A 17,937-nucleotide genomic window follows, 5' to 3' on the forward strand; every position below is an offset into this window, starting at 1 on the left:
ACTCAGAAAAACAAATCTTATGTTAAATAGGATTATACTTTAAAAAATGATGATTTGTCTTGACTATATACAATTCAACAACTAATAGTTATGATAACTTGTTATCAATTTACTACTGGCAGTTTTGCACGGGGGTTGCTGCTTACTGGAGTAGTGGTTGGAACCGGCACTAATAATGCAGCTTCACCTGAGCCTATAATGGTAAGGCTTGTTGATACAGCTATTTTTTCTAAAGGATATAAAACGGAGCAAATCAAAGAAGCAATTTTAATTGGTTCTTGCACTGGGGATATTTCATCAGAGCGGGCTAAATGCCGGTTAGAGACAGTATCTTTACTAAATAGTAATGGAGAGATAATTGAAAAACCAGTAGAAGGTTGGTTAATAGGAGAAGATGGTAGACCTGGAATTAAAGGGATAGTAGTTGATAGATCATCAGATGTAGCAAGAATGGCGGTACTTAACGGCGTACTTGGCGGGATAGCACAATTTTTCCAGAACCAGGCAACAAATAGCATATTTCCGGTGTCACCGATTACCGGTCAGCAAAATGCTTTAAAAGCTCATGACTCTCTTAAAGCCGGTGTTTATGCCGGCACTGGTAATGCTTTAGAAAAGCTTGCTGATTTTGCAATTAAACGAGCAGAAAGCATGAGTCCAGTAATTGTTGTAGCTTCAGGTAGAGTAATAGATGTAGTATTTAAAAAAGGTTTTGATTTAAGAGAGAATAAAGAGGCTGCTAAAGTAGATAGATTACTGCCGCCAACTACTACTGATTATTTGCAAAATAGCACAAATTATAGTAATTATCAAAATTATGCCGGTAATAAAGTGACAAGTTTTACTAAGGCAAAAACTAAATTGCAAGAACGTTTTATCAAGGATAATGGGACTGATGAAATGATAGATATTGATTTGCAGTCAGAACAACAATATCCGGGTAATTTTTAATGAATAATAAAATAATTAATCTGCTGTTGTTATTAATGTTAAGCTTTAGCGTTGCTAATTGTAAGTTGATGCCATATAGAAGCGATTTTGATTGCCTGCTGCCCCAAGGACTAAAATGTAAATCATTATATGAAGTAAATAAAATGGCTGATTTTGATATGTTTAATCCAAATAATAATAATGATAAGCCTAATTTTAAATCGAGATGCTCTACTAGATGCTTTGGAAGGTATAATAATGATATCAGGAATTGATAAAGATTTTGCTCGGGAAAGACTAGCTAAACATTTTGTTTATGAATCATATGATGAGGAGAGTAGCTTGTTTTTTAATAGGGCTTCAGTAGGATTTGTCCTGCTTGGCTGGCCGCTGGTTGGAACAAGCTTGCAAGCTCAAGGGGAAATAGCAGAATTTCTTAAAAGTGATGAGAATTTACCGGCAGGCAGTAGTTTTCAAATATTGATGATTGGCTCTGATCATATAAGAGAATATCTAGATAACTGGCAATTACATAGAAAGGGCAGCATCTTTGCTGAGCTTAGCAATAGAAGAACAAAATTTTTAGAGCAAAAAGCAAAGGAAGAAGGAAATATCAAAGATGTCGTGTTATTAATTTCAGTAACTATTCCGACGCTGACGATTGATATTAATGAGATGATACGAAGAAGAGAAGTACTGCAAGATACATTTAAATCAATTGGTCTTACTACTTATAATGTTGAGGCAACATTGCTATTAAAATTTGTGCGTTTAATATTTGGCTGGAGGGAAGAAGAACATCCTGAACTTAACCCTTATGAAATATTATCTGAGCAGATATCACAAATAGGAAAATTAGTACTTACTAAAGGAAACCCTATTAAGATGGCAAAAAAGTTAAATAAGCCGGTATTTTTTGATCAAGGTGGCGTGCTTACTACTCGTTTTAAAATAAAAGCAGTGCCAGCTATTGCCCGGCAGGAAGGCAAATTACTTAAAATTAGCGAAATAAAGATTAATTGAAATGTTATAGTATTTGAGTAAAAATTAAGGTGTGAATAACAACTGATAAAATCCGGAGGTAATGTATGAAGAAGTGGCAATTACCAGAAGCAAAGAAAAATTTAGAAAAGATAATAGATCAGGCATTACAAGGTAGGGTGCAAGCAATAGTAAAATCTAGTGGAGAAGTAGTATATTTAATAGCAGGTGAGAAAAATCATATGATAGCAGAGCAAGCAAAGGTAGGTTGTCAAGCAAATACAGATTTAATAACTTCATGAAGTTAATAATGTTTATTATAATTATTGTGCTTGGTAATTATAGTTATGCATCAATTGGCTGCGTAGGCAGGTTTGTAAATCCAATCACTGATGTTTGCTGGAAATGTTTATTTCCAATTACTATCGGAGGAGTAAAAATTGTGTCAAGTTCTATGGCTGATACTAATAACCCAAGGCAAATTATTTGTTTTTGCCCTAAGCCTTCGATGCCGATGCCGGTTCCCGGAATTCCAATTGGATTCTGGGAGCCGGTAAGACTGGTAGATGTAACTAAATCCCCTATGTGCATGATAAGTCTTGGAGGCATTAATCTTGGGACTAGCATGCAAAAAGGTGTTAAGGATGATATAGAGGGAAGCAGCTTTTATCATGTACATTGGTATATATATCCGGTTATTTACTGGCTTGAGATATTACTTGATTTTGCCTGTTTAGAGATGTCACAAGTAGATATAGCATATTTAACTGAATTTGATCCATTATGGGGTGATGATAACAAGGCTGCTATATTAAATCCTGAAAGTTTATTATTTGGAAGTATTGCAGCTCAAAGTGCCTGCATAGCTGATTGTGTGAGCTGTAGTTCTGGTAACCTCTCAAATGATACGATGTTTTGGTGCGGGGGATGTCAAGGTTCTCTTTATCCCTTTACCGGTACAACTAGCTCTCATAATGGTGGAGTTGGATCTTCTGCATTAATAGTAGCTAAATTTATGGCTAAGTTACATAGGGAATTGTTACTCTGGGGGTATATGGGAAGAGAAGGATTATGCGGTAAATATCCAATGCCAATAATCAAGAAGTGATCTGTCAACAGTTTTCCGGACAGTTTTTTACGCACATTTTTGTATTTTTTCGTATTGTACTGGTGATAGATAATCGTTAGCAGAATGCATTCTTATACGATTATAAAATACCTCTATATATTCAAATATAGCATGTTTTGCTTCCTCCCTAGTTTTAAATTTATGTTGATAAATTAATTCTGTTTTTATAGTATGAAAAAAGCTTTCAGCAACAGCATTATCCCAGCAATTTCCTTTACGACTCATACTCTGTATAATACCATGTTGTTTTATAAGTTTTAAATGACTATCAGAACAATATTGGCTACCTCTATCAGTATGCCAAATAAGCTTTTTAGGTGGTTTACGTTGCCATATTGCCATTAGCAAAGCATTATTAACTAAATCAGCTTTCATATTACTATTCATTGACCAGCCTATTACTTTTCTAGAAAATAGATCAATAACTGTTGCTAAATATAACCATCCTTCTCCAGTTGGGATATAGGTGATATCACCAACCCAATAACAATTAACATTAGAAACTTTAAACTGTCTATCCAATAAATTAGGAGCAACTTGCTTATTATGCTTAGAATCAGTAGTTGCTTTAAATTTATACTTAGTTTTACATACTAAGCCAGCTTCATTCATTAGTCTTGTAATTCTCCTACGACTAACAATTATGCCTTGCCTCAACAAAGCCTTTTTAATGGGTCTAGATCCATAATTTCGTCTACCTTCCTGAAAAATAGCTCTAACCTTACAGGTTAATTCTCTATTTTCTTTATCCCTATTGCATCCAGGGTTATTTAACCACTCATAATAACCGCTACGTGATACCTTCATACATTTGCACATAATTGCAATTGAGAAATCATCTTGATGCTTCTTTATCCATGCATACCTTACAGGGACTCTTTTGCAAAGTACGCTGCAGCCTTTTTTAGTATATCACGCTCCTGTGTTACTATCACCAGCTCTTTCTTTAATCTTTTTAATTCATCATACAGATGTTCATCTGTTCTTGTTATTGATTCTTCAAATTGTTTAGAATATTTATCTATCCAACTATATAAAGTATTCTTACTGATACCTAATTCTTTTGCAGTCTGAATAACAGGTCGCTTCGATTCAGTTGCCAATTTAACTGCTGATTCTTTAAATTCACTAGAATACATTTTTGTTTTTGTCATACTGTATTTCCTTTCTGTTAATATTGTCTCATACTAACTGTCCGGAATACTATAGCCACATCAAAGAGCCAATATAGACTGCAGATGACTTACCCTATACCAGAGGTGCATTCTTGTAAAAAGATTGGTGAGACTGAAATAAGCTGGCAGGGTGCACGCGAATTCCCAGTTAAAGGTGAGGATTTTGGTTATTTGATCTGGCGTAAACGCAGTTGCTGTTTATTTTGATTTGTAAAATTTTTATAAAATTGAGAAGTATGCAATTTAACCTAAAAACAATAATTTTAACTAGTTTACTAATTTTAGGTAGTACAAATGCTTTGGCAGAACAAGAAAAATTATTACAGAAGATAATACAGCCTAAAACATATAATCAAATCTACATTTTTCTCTCATTTTCAATGCCTGATTCAGCATTAAAGAGTTATTATGTTGCAGCAGAACGAGCGGGAGCAAAACTTGTAATGCGAGGTCTAAAAAATAATTCTTTTTTAGATACTAAAGCAAAAGCTGATGAGATTGGTATTAGTTTTGATATTGATCCAAATCTATTTGAGAAATATCAAATTACTGCTGTACCAGCAATAATAGTGAATAGTGAAGACAAGGGAGTAAAAAGACTAACTGGTCACATATCATTACATGATGCTTTAGAAATTATGAACAAAGAAAATTCATGAGGTTCACGTTTTTATCAATGATTATTGTATTGTTCAGTTTTAATGCAATTGCTAACATGATGTGGCTATAGTATTCCGGACAGTTAGTATGAGACAATATTAACAGAAAGGAAATACAGTATGACAAAAACAAAAATGTATTCTAGTGAATTTAAAGAATCAGCAGTTAAATTGGCAACTGAATCGAAGCGACCTGTTATTCAGACTGCAAAAGAATTAGGTATCAGTAAGAATACTTTATATAGTTGGATAGATAAATATTCTAAACAATTTGAAGAATCAATAACAAGAACAGATGAACATCTGTATGATGAATTAAAAAGATTAAAGAAAGAGCTGGTGATAGTAACACAGGAGCGTGATATACTAAAAAAGGCTGCAGCGTACTTTGCAAAAGAGTCCCTGTAAGGTATGCATGGATAAAGAAGCATCAAGATGATTTCTCAATTGCAATTATGTGCAAATGTATGAAGGTATCACGTAGCGGTTATTATGAGTGGTTAAATAACCCTGGATGCAATAGGGATAAAGAAAATAGAGAATTAACCTGTAAGGTTAGAGCTATTTTTCAGGAAGGTAGACGAAATTATGGATCTAGACCCATTAAAAAGGCTTTGTTGAGGCAAGGCATAATTGTTAGTCGTAGGAGAATTACAAGACTAATGAATGAAGCTGGCTTAGTATGTAAAACTAAGTATAAATTTAAAGCAACTACTGATTCTAAGCATAATAAGCAAGTTGCTCCTAATTTATTGGATAGACAGTTTAAAGTTTCTAATGTTAATTGTTATTGGGTTGGTGATATCACCTATATCCCAACTGGAGAAGGATGGTTATATTTAGCAACAGTTATTGATCTATTTTCTAGAAAAGTAATAGGCTGGTCAATGAATAGTAATATGAAAGCTGATTTAGTTAATAATGCTTTGCTAATGGCAATATGGCAACGTAAACCACCTAAAAAGCTTATTTGGCATACTGATAGAGGTAGCCAATATTGTTCTGATAGTCATTTAAAACTTATAAAACAACATGGTATTATACAGAGTATGAGTCGTAAAGGAAATTGCTGGGATAATGCTGTTGCTGAAAGCTTTTTTCATACTATAAAAACAGAATTAATTTATCAACATAAATTTAAAACTAGGGAGGAAGCAAAACATGCTATATTTGAATATATAGCTAGAAGCTAATAAAACGGCTATGGACAATAATCTCTAAAGAGTTGATCAATATCACATTGATATTTTCTCCTAATAGATTTAGCTTGAGCCCATTTATGTTCAATTGGATTTAAATCTGGGCTATATGCCGGTAAATATTCAAGGATATGCCCAGCATTTTTGATATAATATTGCATATCTTTATTCTTATGAAAAGCAGCATTATCTAAAACAATTACACAACCATCTGGTAATTTAGGCATTAAATCCTCTTTTACCCAATGAGTAAAAGTTTGTGTATCAATATTATGTTCGAAAAGACTAACTGTCAAAAGTGCTTTGTCTAGCAAGGCTCCTATAGCATTAGTACGTCCTTTAGCTCCCCAATCATGTGTACCAAAACATCTTTCTCCCTTCATAGAATATCCATGAGTACGAGGCATGTCATGCATAAAACCACTTTCATCCAAGTATACTATAGGTTTTCCATCATGTGTATATTGAGTAATTTTATTTTGAAAGCATAACCTCTCTTTTGCTTTGGCTTTTGGGTGATTCAGTGTTTTTTTTATATGTAATATTTAAGCGTTTAAGAGCTCTCCAAATGCCATGTGTACTTACAACTAAACGTTCAGCTCTCTCATAATTATAAGCATCAGGATAGTCCTTGACATCTTGTTTTAATGCTTCCATGTTGATTTTTGTTGCAGGTTTATTACGAGTACGTGAAGGCTCCAAACGTTTTGCCCAACGCACTAATGTTGTCTTCCCTACATCAAAACGCTTGGCTGTTTGTACATAACTTAAACCTTCTTTGTTCTTTATCTTAAATACCTTTCTACGAAAATCTATACTATATGTCATAAGTCTTTTTTTATAGCCGTTTTATTAGCTTCTAGCTATATAGAGGTATTTTATAATCGTATAAGAATGCATTCTGCTAACGATTATCTATCACCAGTACAATACGAAAAAATACAAAAATGTGCGTAAAAAACTGTCCGGAAAACTGTTGACAGATCAATACGACATATACCGGTTATGGAATCTTTATTACTGAACTCGATAAAAAACATGTAATGATTCATCATTCCGGAACTGCCTTAGGAATAAGAGGTGAAGCAGGGTATGTTGTACCTGATAATCTTTACTTTGCTATATTAAGTAACGTAATGGTAAAAATTCCTGAAGGAAAAAAAGATAAAATTAATATGAACAATCTAGCAAATCAACTTGATATAGGTTATTTTAGAGATGCAATAATAAATGCCGCTATTGCTGAAGGTGAAGATAAGTAGGATACTTATTATGTCATTCTAGCTAAAGGCGGGAATCCAGAAAAAACACTTAAAATAAGCAAAATTATATAGAAATTTACTATATAATTCGCTTAAATATTCTCTGGATTCCCGCTTTCGCGGGAATGACATCAAAAATTTGAGCCATGCAACAATGCCCCGTTTTTACGGGAATGACATAGAACATGCTTTGACCTATCTATTCACGCAACAATTTCTATAGTCGGTATACAATGAAAATAGTTACATGGAATATTAATTCTATTAGATTTAGGATTAATTTATTAAAAAAACTGATTGATGAGCATCATCCCGATATTATATCGTTGCAAGAAACAAAAGTTGAAGATACTTTATTTCCTATGCAAATTATTAAAGATATGGGATATGAATATATAATTTATTCAGGACAAAAATCTTATAACGGCGTAGCTATTTTATCAAAATTACCTTTTACCGATATATTATCGCTAGAATTATATAATAATGATAAAAGACATATTGCGGTTAAAGTCAAGGATATAGAGCTACATAATTTTTATGTTCCCGCCGGCGGCGATATAGCCGACATAGATATAAATTTAAAATTTAAGCATAAGTTAGAATATATAAAATTAATGCAAGATTGGCTAACTAGTAATCGGAGTCGCAGCGATAAAATTATCATTACCGGAGATTTAAATATAGCACCGCATGAACATGATGTTTGGTCAAGCGTTCAATTACGTAACGTTGTTAGTCACACCGATATTGAACGCTCATTATTAATAAAATTACAAAATTCTCTGGATTTTATTGACAGTGCTAGGTATTTTACTGATTTCAGTGAAAAATTTTATACTTGGTGGAGTTATAGAAATGTGGACTGGAAAAAGTCCAATAGAGGGCGAAGACTAGACCATATTTGGGTTAGCAGAAACCTAGAAAATAATTTATCTTCTATTGATTTACTAGCTAATGCTCGTGATTGGTTGCAGCCTTCCGATCATGTACCGTATTGTGTGAATTTTAATGATTTTTAGTTTGATATCATTCCCGCAAAGGGGCATTGTTGTACGGTTCGGTACAGCGGTTTTATGTCATTCTAGCGAAAGCGGGAATCCAGAGAATATTTAAACGAATTATATAGTAAATTTCTATATAATTTTGCTTATTTTAAGTGTTTTTTCTGGATTCCCGCTTTTAGCTAGAATGACATACGGCTACTTTTATCGAGCCACGCGGGAATGACATCGACAGCCATGCAACAAAGCCGATCAAGGTACAGCACGACAAGAATTTAAAAAAAACTCAAGGAGTGATTAGTGGAAATTGACTTAGAAAAATACAAGCCGAGCAGTGAGCAATATCTAGAGGCTTACAAAAAAATGCTATTAGTACGGCGTTTTGAAGAAAAATGCGGTCAGCTATACGGTATGGGAGAGATAGGCGGCTTTTGTCATTTATATATCGGGCAGGAAGCCGTAATTACTGCTATAGACATGATTAAGCAAAAAGGCGATAATACTATTACTAGCTATCGTGATCATGCTCATATTATTTTAGCCGGCACTGAACCGAAATACGTACTTGCCGAGCTTATGGGGCGAGCTACGGGCTGCTCAAAAGGTAAGGGCGGCTCAATGCATTTATTTGACGTACCGAATAAATTTTACGGCGGTCACGGAATCGTCGGCGCACAAGTGCCGATCGGTACAGGACTAGCCTTTGCCGAAAAATATCTTGATACTGATAATATTTGTTTTACATTCTTGGGAGACGGTGCCGTTAATCAAGGACAAGTGTACGAAGCTTTTAATATGGCAGCCTTGTGGGAGGTGCCGGTAGTCTATATTATTGAAAATAATGAATATTCTATGGGGACTTCCGTTGAGCGTTCTACTTTTATGCGAGAATTGTACAAAAAAGGTGAATCGTTTGGGATAAAAGGTTTCCAGCTTGACGGGATGAGTTTTTCAGATATATATAACGGTGCTAAGCAGGCTGCCGAATTTGTACGAAAAAATAGTTGCCCGTTAATATTAGAGGTAAAAACCTATCGTTATCGAGGGCATTCAATGTCCGATCCGGCAAAATATCGTAGTAAAGAGGAAGTAGAACAATATAAAGAACGTGATCCTTTATTATTAATAAAGAAGATAATATTAAATAATAGTTATGCCGATGAAGAGGCTTTAAAGAAGATAGAGCAAGAAGTTAAGGATACCATCAAGGAAGCGGTAGAATTTGCCGAAAACTCACCGCTGCCGGATGAAGGGGAGCTTTATACAAATATATACTGCTCGTAATTGTCATTCTCGTAAGGTATTATTGCGTGTCTCAAATTTTTGATGTCATTCCCGCGAAGGCGGGAATCCAGAGAATATTTAAACGAATTATATAGTAAATTTTTATATAATTTTGCCTATTTTAAGTGTTTTTTCTGGATTCCCGCCTTCGCGGGAATGACATAGGAGGCACGGGGATGACATCGAAAATTCGAGCCGCACAACAACGTTGGCATAGCAACAACTGATAAATAAATAGGAATAAAATGCAAATAACAGTACGTGAAGCACTGCGTGATGCAATGAAGGAAGAAATGTTGCGTGATGAGAAAGTTTTTATTATGGGTGAGGAAGTAGCGGAATATCAAGGAGCATATAAGGTAACCCAAGGATTGCTTGAGCAGTTTGGGGCTAAAAGGGTTATCGATACGCCGATAACGGAACATGGGTTTACAGGTATTGCGGTAGGTGCTGCATTTGCCGGTCTTCGTCCGATTGTAGAATTTATGACCTTTAATTTTGCTATGCAAGCGATGGATCATATAGTTAACTCGGCGGCAAAAACGCATTATATGTCCGGCGGGCAAGTAAAATGTCCGATAGTATTTAGAGGACCGAACGGAGCGGCAAGCAGAGTAGCTGCTCAACATAGTCAAAATTATACGGCTTGTTATGCACATATCCCGGGTTTAAAAGTCGTAGCTCCTTATAGTGCCGAAGATCATAAAGGTCTTTTAATGACAGCAATTAGAGATGATAGTCCCGTTATTTTTTTAGAAAATGAAATTTTATACGGACATCATTTTGAAATGTCTGAAATAGTTGAGCCGATCCCGTTCGGTAAAGCAAAAATTTTACGAGCAGGAAATGATGTAACTATCGTAACTTTTTCGTTGCAGGTTAAGTTAGCATTAGAAGCAGCAAATGCTCTACAAGCTGACGGGATTGATTGCGAGGTTATTGATCTTCGTACTATCAAACCGCTAGATACGAACGCAATAATAGAATCGGTTAAAAAAACTAATCGTTTAGTTGTCGTAGAAGAAGGTTGGTTTTTCAGCGGAGTCGGTGCTAGTATAGCTGCAATTGTCATGAAAGAAGCATTTAATTATTTAGACGCACCTATAGAAATCGTTAGCAGTAAAGATGTTCCGCTTCCTTATGCCGTTAATTTGGAGAAACTGGCACTACCTACCGAAGGCGATATAATAAATGCCGTAAAAAGAGTGTGTTATAGTTAAAATAAATAGCATTGTCTAAAAAAAGTGGTCTTGTTGCATGTGCATAAGTACGACATAAGCCCCATTCAAGTTATACTTACATACCCCTCTTAATCTATTAATAAAATTTAACTTTATAGAAATAAATATTGCTTAAATATTTATTTCTGGTAATAATTTAAGTCTTAAATTTTATAATTGGAGGATAGATTATGCCTGATATTAATTCAAAATCAGTAGCTCATATGGTGACTCAAATTAGAGCAAAACAATTAGCTACAAAGGATGCACAGGATAGATTACAAAAAAATATAGTTGAGCGTTGGGAAGATAAGAAAGATATTTCCGGTGAGAAATTAGTACAAGAAATTGCCGAAAAATTAAAAGATTTTTTAGATACTAGTAACTTAATAAATACTTCCCTAAAAGCTCAGGATGTAAATAATATCGGCTATCCTATAAAATTTAATAAAACTTCTTTACAGCTGGATATGGCTAAGAAATGGGTTGAAAGCCAGAAGGAGGATTTAATAGGGCAAATAAAGAAAAACGAGTTTTATCATAAATTAACTAATGACTCATCGTTTGATGACTTACCTGTTCTACAGTCACCGAGCAGCGACGCATATTGGGGTAACGAAAATCCTTCAGTCAGTTCAATCTTGCTTGCTAGTATTGTCGCTAGTTATGGGATAGAAGCAAATACTATAGTAGGAGCCGCTACATTTTATCCTTTTTATAATTCTAGTTATCAACTACCGAAGGATATAAAAGATATAATATTATCTTATCCGTTTACTACTGAGAAAGGCATAACACTTTTCGGGGATTATCAATTTGGCGGTCATCGTTATTTTAACGAGCAATTATTATTTGGTCCTGAAGATTGTTCTAGTAGCGTAGGTAAAGCAACCGGTCTTACCACTAAGCAAATAACAGGCATAAATACTACAGAAATTAGAAAAGCTTATTTGAATACAGAAAACGAATATAACTATCAGCCGGTTGCTCTTTTAGAGGGTAAAAATATAAGCGATGAACAATTAAAATTAATTCAAACCGGTGATATTTACCTTTATAAAAGCCATACGGCAATTATTGCTAGCACTCCCGATAATAAGAGTAATATTACTAGTGTACAGTTTAATAGGGATATAGATTGTGAGGAAAATAAACTTCTCGGTGGCGGCAGGTATGATTACAATTTAATTAATAAAACACAAGAAGACCCTAACGCTCCTATCTATATTTTGCGTCCTAGCTTAGAACCGTTGCATGAATCTTGTGCTTTAAGTGACTTATTAAGTAAAATTGATTATAAATACTCAGAATTATACCTCAACAGTCCTGATACGGATATAGCAGGGGATTGTGGAGTGTTTTTTGAAGAAGCAGCAATTATGGGATGATTAGTATGCCGTTCCCGTGAAGGGGCTTTGTTGCGTGGCTCCTGGAAGCGTCATGGCGAGCCGGCATTGTTGCGTTGTTGTATAGCTCGAATTTTTGATGTCATTCCCGCGAAGGCGGGAATCCAGAGAATATTTAAACGAATTATATAGTAAATTTTTATATAATTTTGCCTATTTTAAGTGTTTTTTCTGGATTCCCGCCTTCGCGGGAATGACATACGGCACTTTTTTATAGCCAGGCAACAATGCTGTGCTTCCTCCGCTGACAATTCTGGTAGCCACGCAACCAAAACCTCCTAACCATAACGTGCGTATGTATCCACACGGCTATTGCCGTCAGTCGTATTAAAATTCAAAATCTTGCTATTCTAATTACAGTTAATATCTATTTTTAACAGACTAGACCATATTTTTTCCCAGCCCTTTACATGCGTAGCATTTGGTATGATTCTTTGCTTAACGCAAGATGAATTACTAGCCTCTACATAGCGTTGTGCAATAATCGGCGGTACTCTTTTGTCAGCCGCTCCCGAAAAGTGTAATTGCGGGATGTTATTAACTTGTTTGGCGTAACCTATAGGATTTAATGAACGTGATAAAAAACCTCTGCCGTTATGAGTATTATCAAATGTAGCGGTATCTAAATTACCGGCGATAGTTATTATATCTTTGACATTTTTATTTTCTACCGCAACCATAACAGCGATTCCGCCACCGCCCGAAAAGCCTACTAAACTAAATTTCTGACCGTTAGTTATATTGTTTATTACATTGTTAATAGAATCTACAACTTCTCGCCCCATTCTTTTTTCGACCCAATAATTGTCCGAGCTACATTTAGGATTTAACTCTAAAGGTGTATATTGACAAGGTCTGGCAATATAAACAACGTTAGGTCTGTTATCCATTATTGCAAGCTGTAATAACAGCGTAGTAAGAGGAGTCGGATTATCCGAGGTGACATCATATTTTTCAGAAACATGACCATCGCTTTCAATATAAAATACATAAGGTAAATTTTTATCGGTAATACGCTGATAAGTGGTAAGAACGAAGTCACCGCCTTTGACGTATTTAGGTTGAAAATTATTTTGAGTAGCCAGCACTGCTGCATTTTTAGTTCTGGTAGCTACGTCCGGAGTACAGGCAAATAATAAAATAGACATTAAGAGTAGCTTAACGGCGTTGATTATCATAATTTATATAACTTATGGTTTTGAATAATGGTATTGTGTTGTGGCTTGTGATCGTTATGGCGAGCGACTGTAGGCATTGTTGCGTGGATCGAATTTTTGATGTCATTCCCGCGAAAGCGGGAACCCAGAGAATATTTAAGCGAATTATATAGTAAATTTTTATATAATTTTGCTTATTTCAAGAGTTTTTTCTGGATTCCCGCTTTTAGCTAGAATGACATATAGCACTTTTCTCGAGCCATGCAACAACGTCAGTCTTTAGTCGCTCACAATGACGGATTTTTATGACACCATACTTATAATAACCATAAGTGATAAGTGTTAAAAAGGTATCTCATCATCTAGATCGCTATGATCAAAGGAATTATTTTTATGTTCCGATTGTTTCGCTTCCGTATAATTGTCTGAACTATTATTGCTAGAATTTCTACTATCTAACAATATCAATTGAGAATTAAAGTTTTGTAGCACCACTTCGGTAGTATATTTTTCTTGCCCTGAATTATCGTTCCATTTCCTAGTTTGCAAACTACCTTCCAGATAAATTTTAGTGCCTTTTTTTACATAACTTTTTACAATTGATACTAACCCTTCGCTAAATATTACGACTCTATGCCACTCCGTTCTTTCTTTTTTTTCACCGGTATTGCGGTCTTTCCAACTTTCGGTTGTTGCTATAGAAAAATTTGCTATTTCTTTCCCTTCACCGGTGGTTCTAATTTCCGGATCACGTCCTAAATTACCTATTAATATTACTTTATTTAAGCTACCGGCCATAAGATCACTACCTATTAAAAATATTATTATTGCAATAATAAAATAAAAGAGCCTATAATACTACTGTTTTTTAAAAAATATTTTAAAAAATTTCAGTAAATATATGGTTCAAGTATGGTTCAAGAATATATTAAAGTCCGCGGGGCTAAAGAACATAACTTAAAAAATATAAGTGTCGATATCCCCAGAAACCGATTTGTCGTTATTACGGGTCTTAGCGGTTCAGGTAAATCTTCATTGGCATTTGATACGATTTATGCCGAAGGTCAAAGGCGCTATGTTGAAAGTTTATCTTCTTATGTAAGGCAATTTTTGCATTTGCAGAATAAACCCAACGTCGAATCGATTTCAGGTTTGTCGCCTGCTATAGCAATCGATCAAAAAACGACATCTAAAAATCCTCGTTCTACCGTCGGAACTATAACTGAAATTTATGATTATTTGAGATTGTTATATGCAAGGGTAGGAATTCCTTATTCCCCTACCACGGGCTTACCTATCTATAGTCAAACTGTTTCCGAAATGGTAGACATAATTAATGAGCTGCCTAAAGGTACAAAATTATACTTATTAGCACCGATTATTAGAGGGCATAAAGGAGAATTTAAACGTGAAATTCTCAATTTAAGAAAACAAGGCTTTCAAAAGTTAATTGTTAACGGTGAAGTTTGCGAGATCGATGATTTACCGAAATTGGATAAAAATAAAAAACATAATATAGAAGTAATAGTCGATAGAATAGTTTTAGAGGATAATTTAGGTAATAGGTTAGCCGATAGTTTAGAGAGTTCTCTTAAGTTGGCGGAAGGCATAACTTACTTAGAAATCGTTGAATTACCGGCAGGGGTGAAGACAAAATTTGAGAAAAACCAACGTATTACCTTTTCGGAAAAATATTCTTGTCCGGTATCAGGTTTCCAGCTTACGGAAATTGAGCCGAGAATCTTTTCGTTTAATAGTCCTTTTGGTGCCTGCCCGAAATGTGAAGGGATAGGCAAAGAGTTTTTCTTTGACCGTGATTTAATTGTTCCCGACCAACGAGTTTCCATTAAAGACGGTGCTATTATCCCTTGGGGAAGCACCACATCCAAATTTATTTTTGAGACGTTAAAAGCATTGGCTGATCATTATGAATTTTCTATTAATGTACCTTTTTCAAGTTTACCGGATAAGATAAAAGAAATTTTATTTTACGGTTCAGAAGAAGAAGCAATAAAATTTGAATATCATGACGGTTCTAAAACTCAAATAATAGAGCAGCCATTTGCCGGAGTAATACCGAGTTTGGAAGAAAAAGATCGTACGGTAGAATCTCTTTTGATTAAAGAAGAATTAACGAAATTTAAATCGGAACATAAATGTACGGCTTGCCAAGGTTATAGACTAAGAGAAGAATCGTTATGTGTTAAAATAGCCGATCTTCATATCGGTAAAGTAGCAGCACTTAGTATCGCACGATTGCAAGACTGGTTTAGTCATCTAGAAGAAAAACTAAATAAAAAACAACTATTTATTGCCGAGCGAATATTAAAAGAAATTAACGAGAGATTAAAATTCTTAATGAATGTCGGTCTTGATTATTTAACGTTAGCCCGAGAATCAGGGACTTTATCAGGCGGAGAAAGCCAACGTATCCGTCTTGCTTCGCAAATAGGTTCAGGTCTTAGCGGGGTTTTATATGTATTAGATGAGCCGTCTATCGGCTTACATCAACGGGATAATACTAGACTAATTGAGACCTTAAAAAAGCTTAGAGATCTCGGCAACACCGTTTTAGTCGTTGAGCATGACGAAGAAACAATGTATGAAGCCGATCATATTATTGATATAGGACCCGGAGCCGGTATCCACGGCGGACGGGTTATTGCTGAAGGTACTGCCGAAGAGGTAAAACATTTTGAAGAAAGTATTACGGGGCATTATTTAAGCGGTCGACAATTTATTGCGGTACCGACTGAAAGGCGACCGGGTTATAATAATAGAATAATAGAATTAATAGGAGCTAGTTCTAATAATTTAGATGACGTCGATATAAAAATCCCGCTCGGTACGTTTACCGCTATAACGGGTGTATCGGGAAGCGGTAAATCAAGCTTGATGATTCATACATTATATAAAGCCGCATTAAAGCATTTAGAGCCGGCTGCAAAAGTCTTTTCAGGAAAATATCGAGAACTTAAGGGGCTTGAATATATTGATAAAATTATCGACATTAATCAGTCCCCGATCGGTCGAACGCCACGGTCTAACCCTGCCACTTATACCGGAGCATTTACTCATATTAGAGATTGGTTTGTAGAATTACCCGAATCAAAGGCTAGAGGCTATAAAGTCGGAAGATTTTCCTTTAACGTCAAGGGGGGAAGATGTGAATCATGCCAAGGTGACGGATTAATTAAAATTGAAATGCATTTTTTACCGGATGTTTATGTAAGATGTGACGTTTGTAATGGTTATAGATATAATAGAGAAACGTTAGAAATAAAATATAAAGGAAAATCTATTGCCGAAATATTAATGATGACGGTAGAAGATGCAATGAAATTTTTTGATAAAATACCGCTGATTTATGAAAAACTTATAACTTTGAATGAGGTGGGTCTCGGTTATATAAAAATCGGTCAATCCGCTACTACTCTTTCGGGTGGAGAGGCACAACGAGTTAAGCTTGCTAAAGAATTATCAAGGCGTTCAACCGGCAAAACTCTTTATATACTCGATGAACCGACTACGGGTCTCCATGTCGACGATATTAATAAATTGTTAAAGGTATTACATAAACTTGTTGATATGGGTAATACCGTGCTGGTCATCGAACATAATTTAGACGTTATAAAAACAGCGGATTATATTATAGACGTGGGACCTGAAGGCGGCGATAAAGGCGGTAAAATAGTTGTCTGCGGCTCCCCGCAGGATGTTGCTGCTTGCCCTGCGAGCCATACCGGTAAGTATTTAAAGGATTATTTGCGGGGGAGGTAGTCATTCCGTGGAAACGGGGTATTGTTGCATAGCTCCAGAAATGATTCCAATGTCATACCGTGGTCAAGCCCAGAAGTGTACGAACGTTCAGTATGTCATTCCCGCGGAGGCGGGAATCCAGAAAAAATAACGTTAATATTGATATAAAAATTATATATTTAATAAAATAAACCTACAAAACACAAGTTTTTTTAGGTTTCCTGGATTCCCGCCTCCGCGGGAATGACATAAATTCCTGTTATAATCAGGCTAACAGCTGATCTGTCAACAGTTTTCCGGACAGTTTTTTACGCACATTTTTGTATTTTTTCGTATTGTACTGGTGATAGATAATCGTTAGCAGAATGCATTCTTATACGATTATAAAATACCTCTATATATTCAAATATAGCATGTTTTGCTTCCTCCCTAGTTTTAAATTTATGTTGATAAATTAATTCTGTTTTTATAGTATGAAAAAAGCTTTCAGCAACAGCATTATCCCAGCAATTTCCTTTACGACTCATACTCTGTATAATACCATGTTGTTTTATAAGTTTTAAATGACTATCAGAACAATATTGGCTACCTCTATCAGTATGCCAAATAAGCTTTTTAGGTGGTTTACGTTGCCATATTGCCATTAGCAAAGCATTATTAACTAAATCAGCTTTCATATTACTATTCATTGACCAGCCTATTACTTTTCTAGAAAATAGATCAATAACTGTTGCTAACCCGGATATTGCATGAGATATAGGAGACAAAATCC

At 35.1% G+C, this 17,937-nt stretch carries 17 protein-coding genes and 6 pseudogenes; 16 read left to right on the forward strand and 7 right to left on the reverse strand.

All coding sequences use genetic code 11. From position 1 onward, the window contains the following. Positions 1 to 111 precede the first annotated feature (111 nt). The 5 genes and pseudogenes from AAGD48_RS09060 to AAGD48_RS09080 form a co-directional block, all read left to right on the forward strand. Positions 112 to 951: pseudogene (locus AAGD48_RS09060) on the forward strand (TraB/VirB10 family protein); the annotation flags it as partial. Beyond that, the gene (locus AAGD48_RS09065) at positions 951 to 1,205 is read left to right on the forward strand and encodes a conjugal transfer protein TraV (protein WP_341789765.1); all 255 of its coding nucleotides are present in this window, start codon (positions 951 to 953) and stop codon (positions 1,203 to 1,205) included. The pseudogene AAGD48_RS09060 and the gene AAGD48_RS09065, both read left to right, overlap by 1 nt. Beyond that, positions 1,189 to 1,953 carry a TraC family protein gene (locus AAGD48_RS09070; protein ID WP_341789766.1) on the forward strand — a complete coding sequence of 255 codons (765 nt, stop codon included), beginning with the start codon at positions 1,189 to 1,191 and terminating at the stop codon, positions 1,951 to 1,953. Before AAGD48_RS09065 ends, AAGD48_RS09070 begins: the two co-directional genes overlap by 17 nt. 65 nt (positions 1,954 to 2,018) lie before the next feature. Continuing rightward, the gene (locus AAGD48_RS09075) at positions 2,019 to 2,213 is read left to right on the forward strand and encodes a type II toxin-antitoxin system prevent-host-death family antitoxin (protein WP_341789767.1); all 195 of its coding nucleotides are present in this window, start codon (positions 2,019 to 2,021) and stop codon (positions 2,211 to 2,213) included. Next, a pseudogene (locus AAGD48_RS09080) lies at positions 2,210 to 3,016 on the forward strand (TraU family protein); the annotation flags it as partial. The gene AAGD48_RS09075 and the pseudogene AAGD48_RS09080, both read left to right, overlap by 4 nt. A 30-nt stretch (positions 3,017 to 3,046) precedes the next feature. On the opposite strand, the gene AAGD48_RS09085 reads toward AAGD48_RS09080, so the two are convergent. Continuing rightward, positions 3,047 to 4,194, reverse strand: a protein-coding gene (locus tag AAGD48_RS09085; protein ID WP_410526007.1) for an IS3 family transposase whose coding sequence is annotated in 2 segments (ribosomal slippage) — positions 3,047 to 3,948 and positions 3,948 to 4,194 — 1,149 coding nt in all. Because the reading frame shifts where the segments join, the coding sequence is not laid out codon by codon here. Positions 4,195 to 4,257: 63 nt separating this feature from the next. Between AAGD48_RS09085 and AAGD48_RS09090 the strand changes: the two are divergent. From AAGD48_RS09090 to AAGD48_RS09105, 4 genes and pseudogenes are all read left to right on the forward strand, one after another. Further along, positions 4,258 to 4,422 (forward strand): annotated as a pseudogene (locus tag AAGD48_RS09090) (TraU family protein); the annotation flags it as partial. 29 nt (positions 4,423 to 4,451) lie between these two features. After that, the gene (gene trbC / locus AAGD48_RS09095) at positions 4,452 to 4,874 is read left to right on the forward strand and encodes a type-F conjugative transfer system pilin assembly protein TrbC (RefSeq protein WP_341789768.1); all 423 of its coding nucleotides are present in this window, start codon (positions 4,452 to 4,454) and stop codon (positions 4,872 to 4,874) included. Between the two features lie 120 nt (positions 4,875 to 4,994). Beyond that, a complete protein-coding gene (locus tag AAGD48_RS09100; RefSeq protein WP_341789757.1) occupies positions 4,995 to 5,282 on the forward strand; it encodes a transposase in 288 nt (95 codons plus the stop codon). Between the two features lie 11 nt (positions 5,283 to 5,293). Then, a pseudogene (locus AAGD48_RS09105) lies at positions 5,294 to 6,055 on the forward strand (IS3 family transposase); the annotation flags it as partial. Between the two features lie 20 nt (positions 6,056 to 6,075). On the opposite strand, the gene AAGD48_RS09110 reads toward AAGD48_RS09105, so the two are convergent. Beyond that, positions 6,076 to 6,618, reverse strand: coding sequence for an IS630 family transposase (locus AAGD48_RS09110; RefSeq protein ID WP_341790702.1), 543 nt, complete (start codon positions 6,616 to 6,618; stop codon positions 6,076 to 6,078). Then, positions 6,548 to 6,901, reverse strand: coding sequence for an IS630 transposase-related protein (locus AAGD48_RS09115; protein ID WP_341789396.1), 354 nt, complete (start codon positions 6,899 to 6,901; stop codon positions 6,548 to 6,550). The genes AAGD48_RS09110 and AAGD48_RS09115 overlap by 71 nt, the downstream gene beginning before the upstream one ends. Positions 6,902 to 6,913: 12 nt before the next feature. On the opposite strand from AAGD48_RS09115, the gene AAGD48_RS09120 reads away from it, so the two are divergent. The 6 genes and pseudogenes from AAGD48_RS09120 to AAGD48_RS09145 all read left to right on the forward strand — a co-directional run bounded on the left by AAGD48_RS09120 (position 6,914) and on the right by AAGD48_RS09145 (position 12,231). Next, a complete protein-coding gene (locus tag AAGD48_RS09120; RefSeq protein WP_410526041.1) occupies positions 6,914 to 7,030 on the forward strand; it encodes an IS3 family transposase in 117 nt (38 codons plus the stop codon). Positions 7,031 to 7,065: 35 nt separating this feature from the next. After that, positions 7,066 to 7,335: pseudogene (locus tag AAGD48_RS09125) on the forward strand (penicillin-binding protein); the annotation flags it as partial. Between the two features lie 233 nt (positions 7,336 to 7,568). Beyond that, entirely contained in the window at positions 7,569 to 8,357 is a 789-nt protein-coding gene (gene xth / locus AAGD48_RS09130) for an exodeoxyribonuclease III (RefSeq protein ID WP_341789769.1), read from the forward strand. Positions 8,358 to 8,639: 282 nt separating this feature from the next. Continuing rightward, positions 8,640 to 9,623, forward strand: a complete 984-nt coding sequence (gene pdhA / locus AAGD48_RS09135; RefSeq protein ID WP_341789770.1) for a pyruvate dehydrogenase (acetyl-transferring) E1 component subunit alpha — start codon at positions 8,640 to 8,642, stop codon at positions 9,621 to 9,623. Positions 9,624 to 9,868: 245 nt separating this feature from the next. Continuing rightward, complete coding sequence (locus tag AAGD48_RS09140) at positions 9,869 to 10,843, forward strand: pyruvate dehydrogenase complex E1 component subunit beta (protein ID WP_341789771.1); 975 nt, start codon at positions 9,869 to 9,871, stop codon at positions 10,841 to 10,843. A 191-nt stretch (positions 10,844 to 11,034) separates the two neighbouring features. Further along, on the forward strand, positions 11,035 to 12,231 hold the full coding sequence (locus tag AAGD48_RS09145) for a hypothetical protein (RefSeq protein WP_341789772.1): 1,197 nt from the start codon (positions 11,035 to 11,037) through the stop codon (positions 12,229 to 12,231). A 368-nt stretch (positions 12,232 to 12,599) separates the two neighbouring features. On the opposite strand, the gene AAGD48_RS09150 is transcribed toward AAGD48_RS09145, so the two are convergent. The 3 genes from AAGD48_RS09150 to ssb form a co-directional block, all read right to left on the reverse strand. After that, positions 12,600 to 13,427: an alpha/beta hydrolase gene (locus AAGD48_RS09150; RefSeq protein WP_341789773.1), complete on the reverse strand. Its 828-nt coding sequence runs from the start codon at positions 13,425 to 13,427 to the stop codon at positions 12,600 to 12,602. Further along, on the reverse strand, positions 13,408 to 13,533 hold the full coding sequence (locus tag AAGD48_RS09155) for a hypothetical protein (RefSeq protein WP_341789774.1): 126 nt from the start codon (positions 13,531 to 13,533) through the stop codon (positions 13,408 to 13,410). Before AAGD48_RS09155 ends, AAGD48_RS09150 begins: the two co-directional genes overlap by 20 nt. A 215-nt stretch (positions 13,534 to 13,748) precedes the next feature. After that, a complete protein-coding gene (ssb, locus tag AAGD48_RS09160) occupies positions 13,749 to 14,204 on the reverse strand; it encodes a single-stranded DNA-binding protein (RefSeq protein ID WP_341789775.1) in 456 nt (151 codons plus the stop codon). 114 nt (positions 14,205 to 14,318) lie between these two features. Here ssb and uvrA point away from each other — a divergent pair, with 114 nt between their 5' ends. Further along, positions 14,319 to 17,186 (forward strand): excinuclease ABC subunit UvrA, encoded by a 2,868-nt coding sequence (gene uvrA, locus AAGD48_RS09165; RefSeq protein ID WP_341789776.1) that lies wholly within the window; start codon positions 14,319 to 14,321, stop codon positions 17,184 to 17,186. Between the two features lie 287 nt (positions 17,187 to 17,473). Here uvrA and AAGD48_RS09170 read toward each other — a convergent pair. Further along, a pseudogene (locus AAGD48_RS09170) lies at positions 17,474 to 17,902 on the reverse strand (IS3 family transposase); the annotation flags it as partial. Between the last annotated feature and the right edge of the window lie 35 nt (positions 17,903 to 17,937).

Source organism: Rickettsia endosymbiont of Polydrusus tereticollis (assembly GCF_964026385.1).
Taxonomy (GTDB): domain Bacteria; phylum Pseudomonadota; class Alphaproteobacteria; order Rickettsiales; family Rickettsiaceae; genus Rickettsia.

Coding starts and splice junctions, on each gene's coding strand:
- uvrA (WP_341789776.1), top strand. CDS start 14,319: ATGGTTCAAGAATATATTAAAGTCCGCGGGGCTAAAGAACATAACTTA.
- AAGD48_RS09070 (WP_341789766.1), top strand. CDS start 1,189: ATGATATCAGGAATTGATAAAGATTTTGCTCGGGAAAGACTAGCTAAA.
- AAGD48_RS09150 (WP_341789773.1), bottom strand. CDS start 13,427: ATGATAATCAACGCCGTTAAGCTACTCTTAATGTCTATTTTATTATTT.
- AAGD48_RS09145 (WP_341789772.1), top strand. CDS start 11,035: ATGCCTGATATTAATTCAAAATCAGTAGCTCATATGGTGACTCAAATT.
- AAGD48_RS09115 (WP_341789396.1), bottom strand. CDS start 6,901: ATGACATATAGTATAGATTTTCGTAGAAAGGTATTTAAGATAAAGAAC.
- AAGD48_RS09100 (WP_341789757.1), top strand. CDS start 4,995: ATGACAAAAACAAAAATGTATTCTAGTGAATTTAAAGAATCAGCAGTT.
- AAGD48_RS09065 (WP_341789765.1), top strand. CDS start 951: ATGAATAATAAAATAATTAATCTGCTGTTGTTATTAATGTTAAGCTTT.
- AAGD48_RS09140 (WP_341789771.1), top strand. CDS start 9,869: ATGCAAATAACAGTACGTGAAGCACTGCGTGATGCAATGAAGGAAGAA.
- AAGD48_RS09155 (WP_341789774.1), bottom strand. CDS start 13,533: ATGACATCAAAAATTCGATCCACGCAACAATGCCTACAGTCGCTCGCC.
- ssb (WP_341789775.1), bottom strand. CDS start 14,204: ATGGCCGGTAGCTTAAATAAAGTAATATTAATAGGTAATTTAGGACGT.
- AAGD48_RS09075 (WP_341789767.1), top strand. CDS start 2,019: ATGAAGAAGTGGCAATTACCAGAAGCAAAGAAAAATTTAGAAAAGATA.
- trbC (WP_341789768.1), top strand. CDS start 4,452: ATGCAATTTAACCTAAAAACAATAATTTTAACTAGTTTACTAATTTTA.
- xth (WP_341789769.1), top strand. CDS start 7,569: ATGAAAATAGTTACATGGAATATTAATTCTATTAGATTTAGGATTAAT.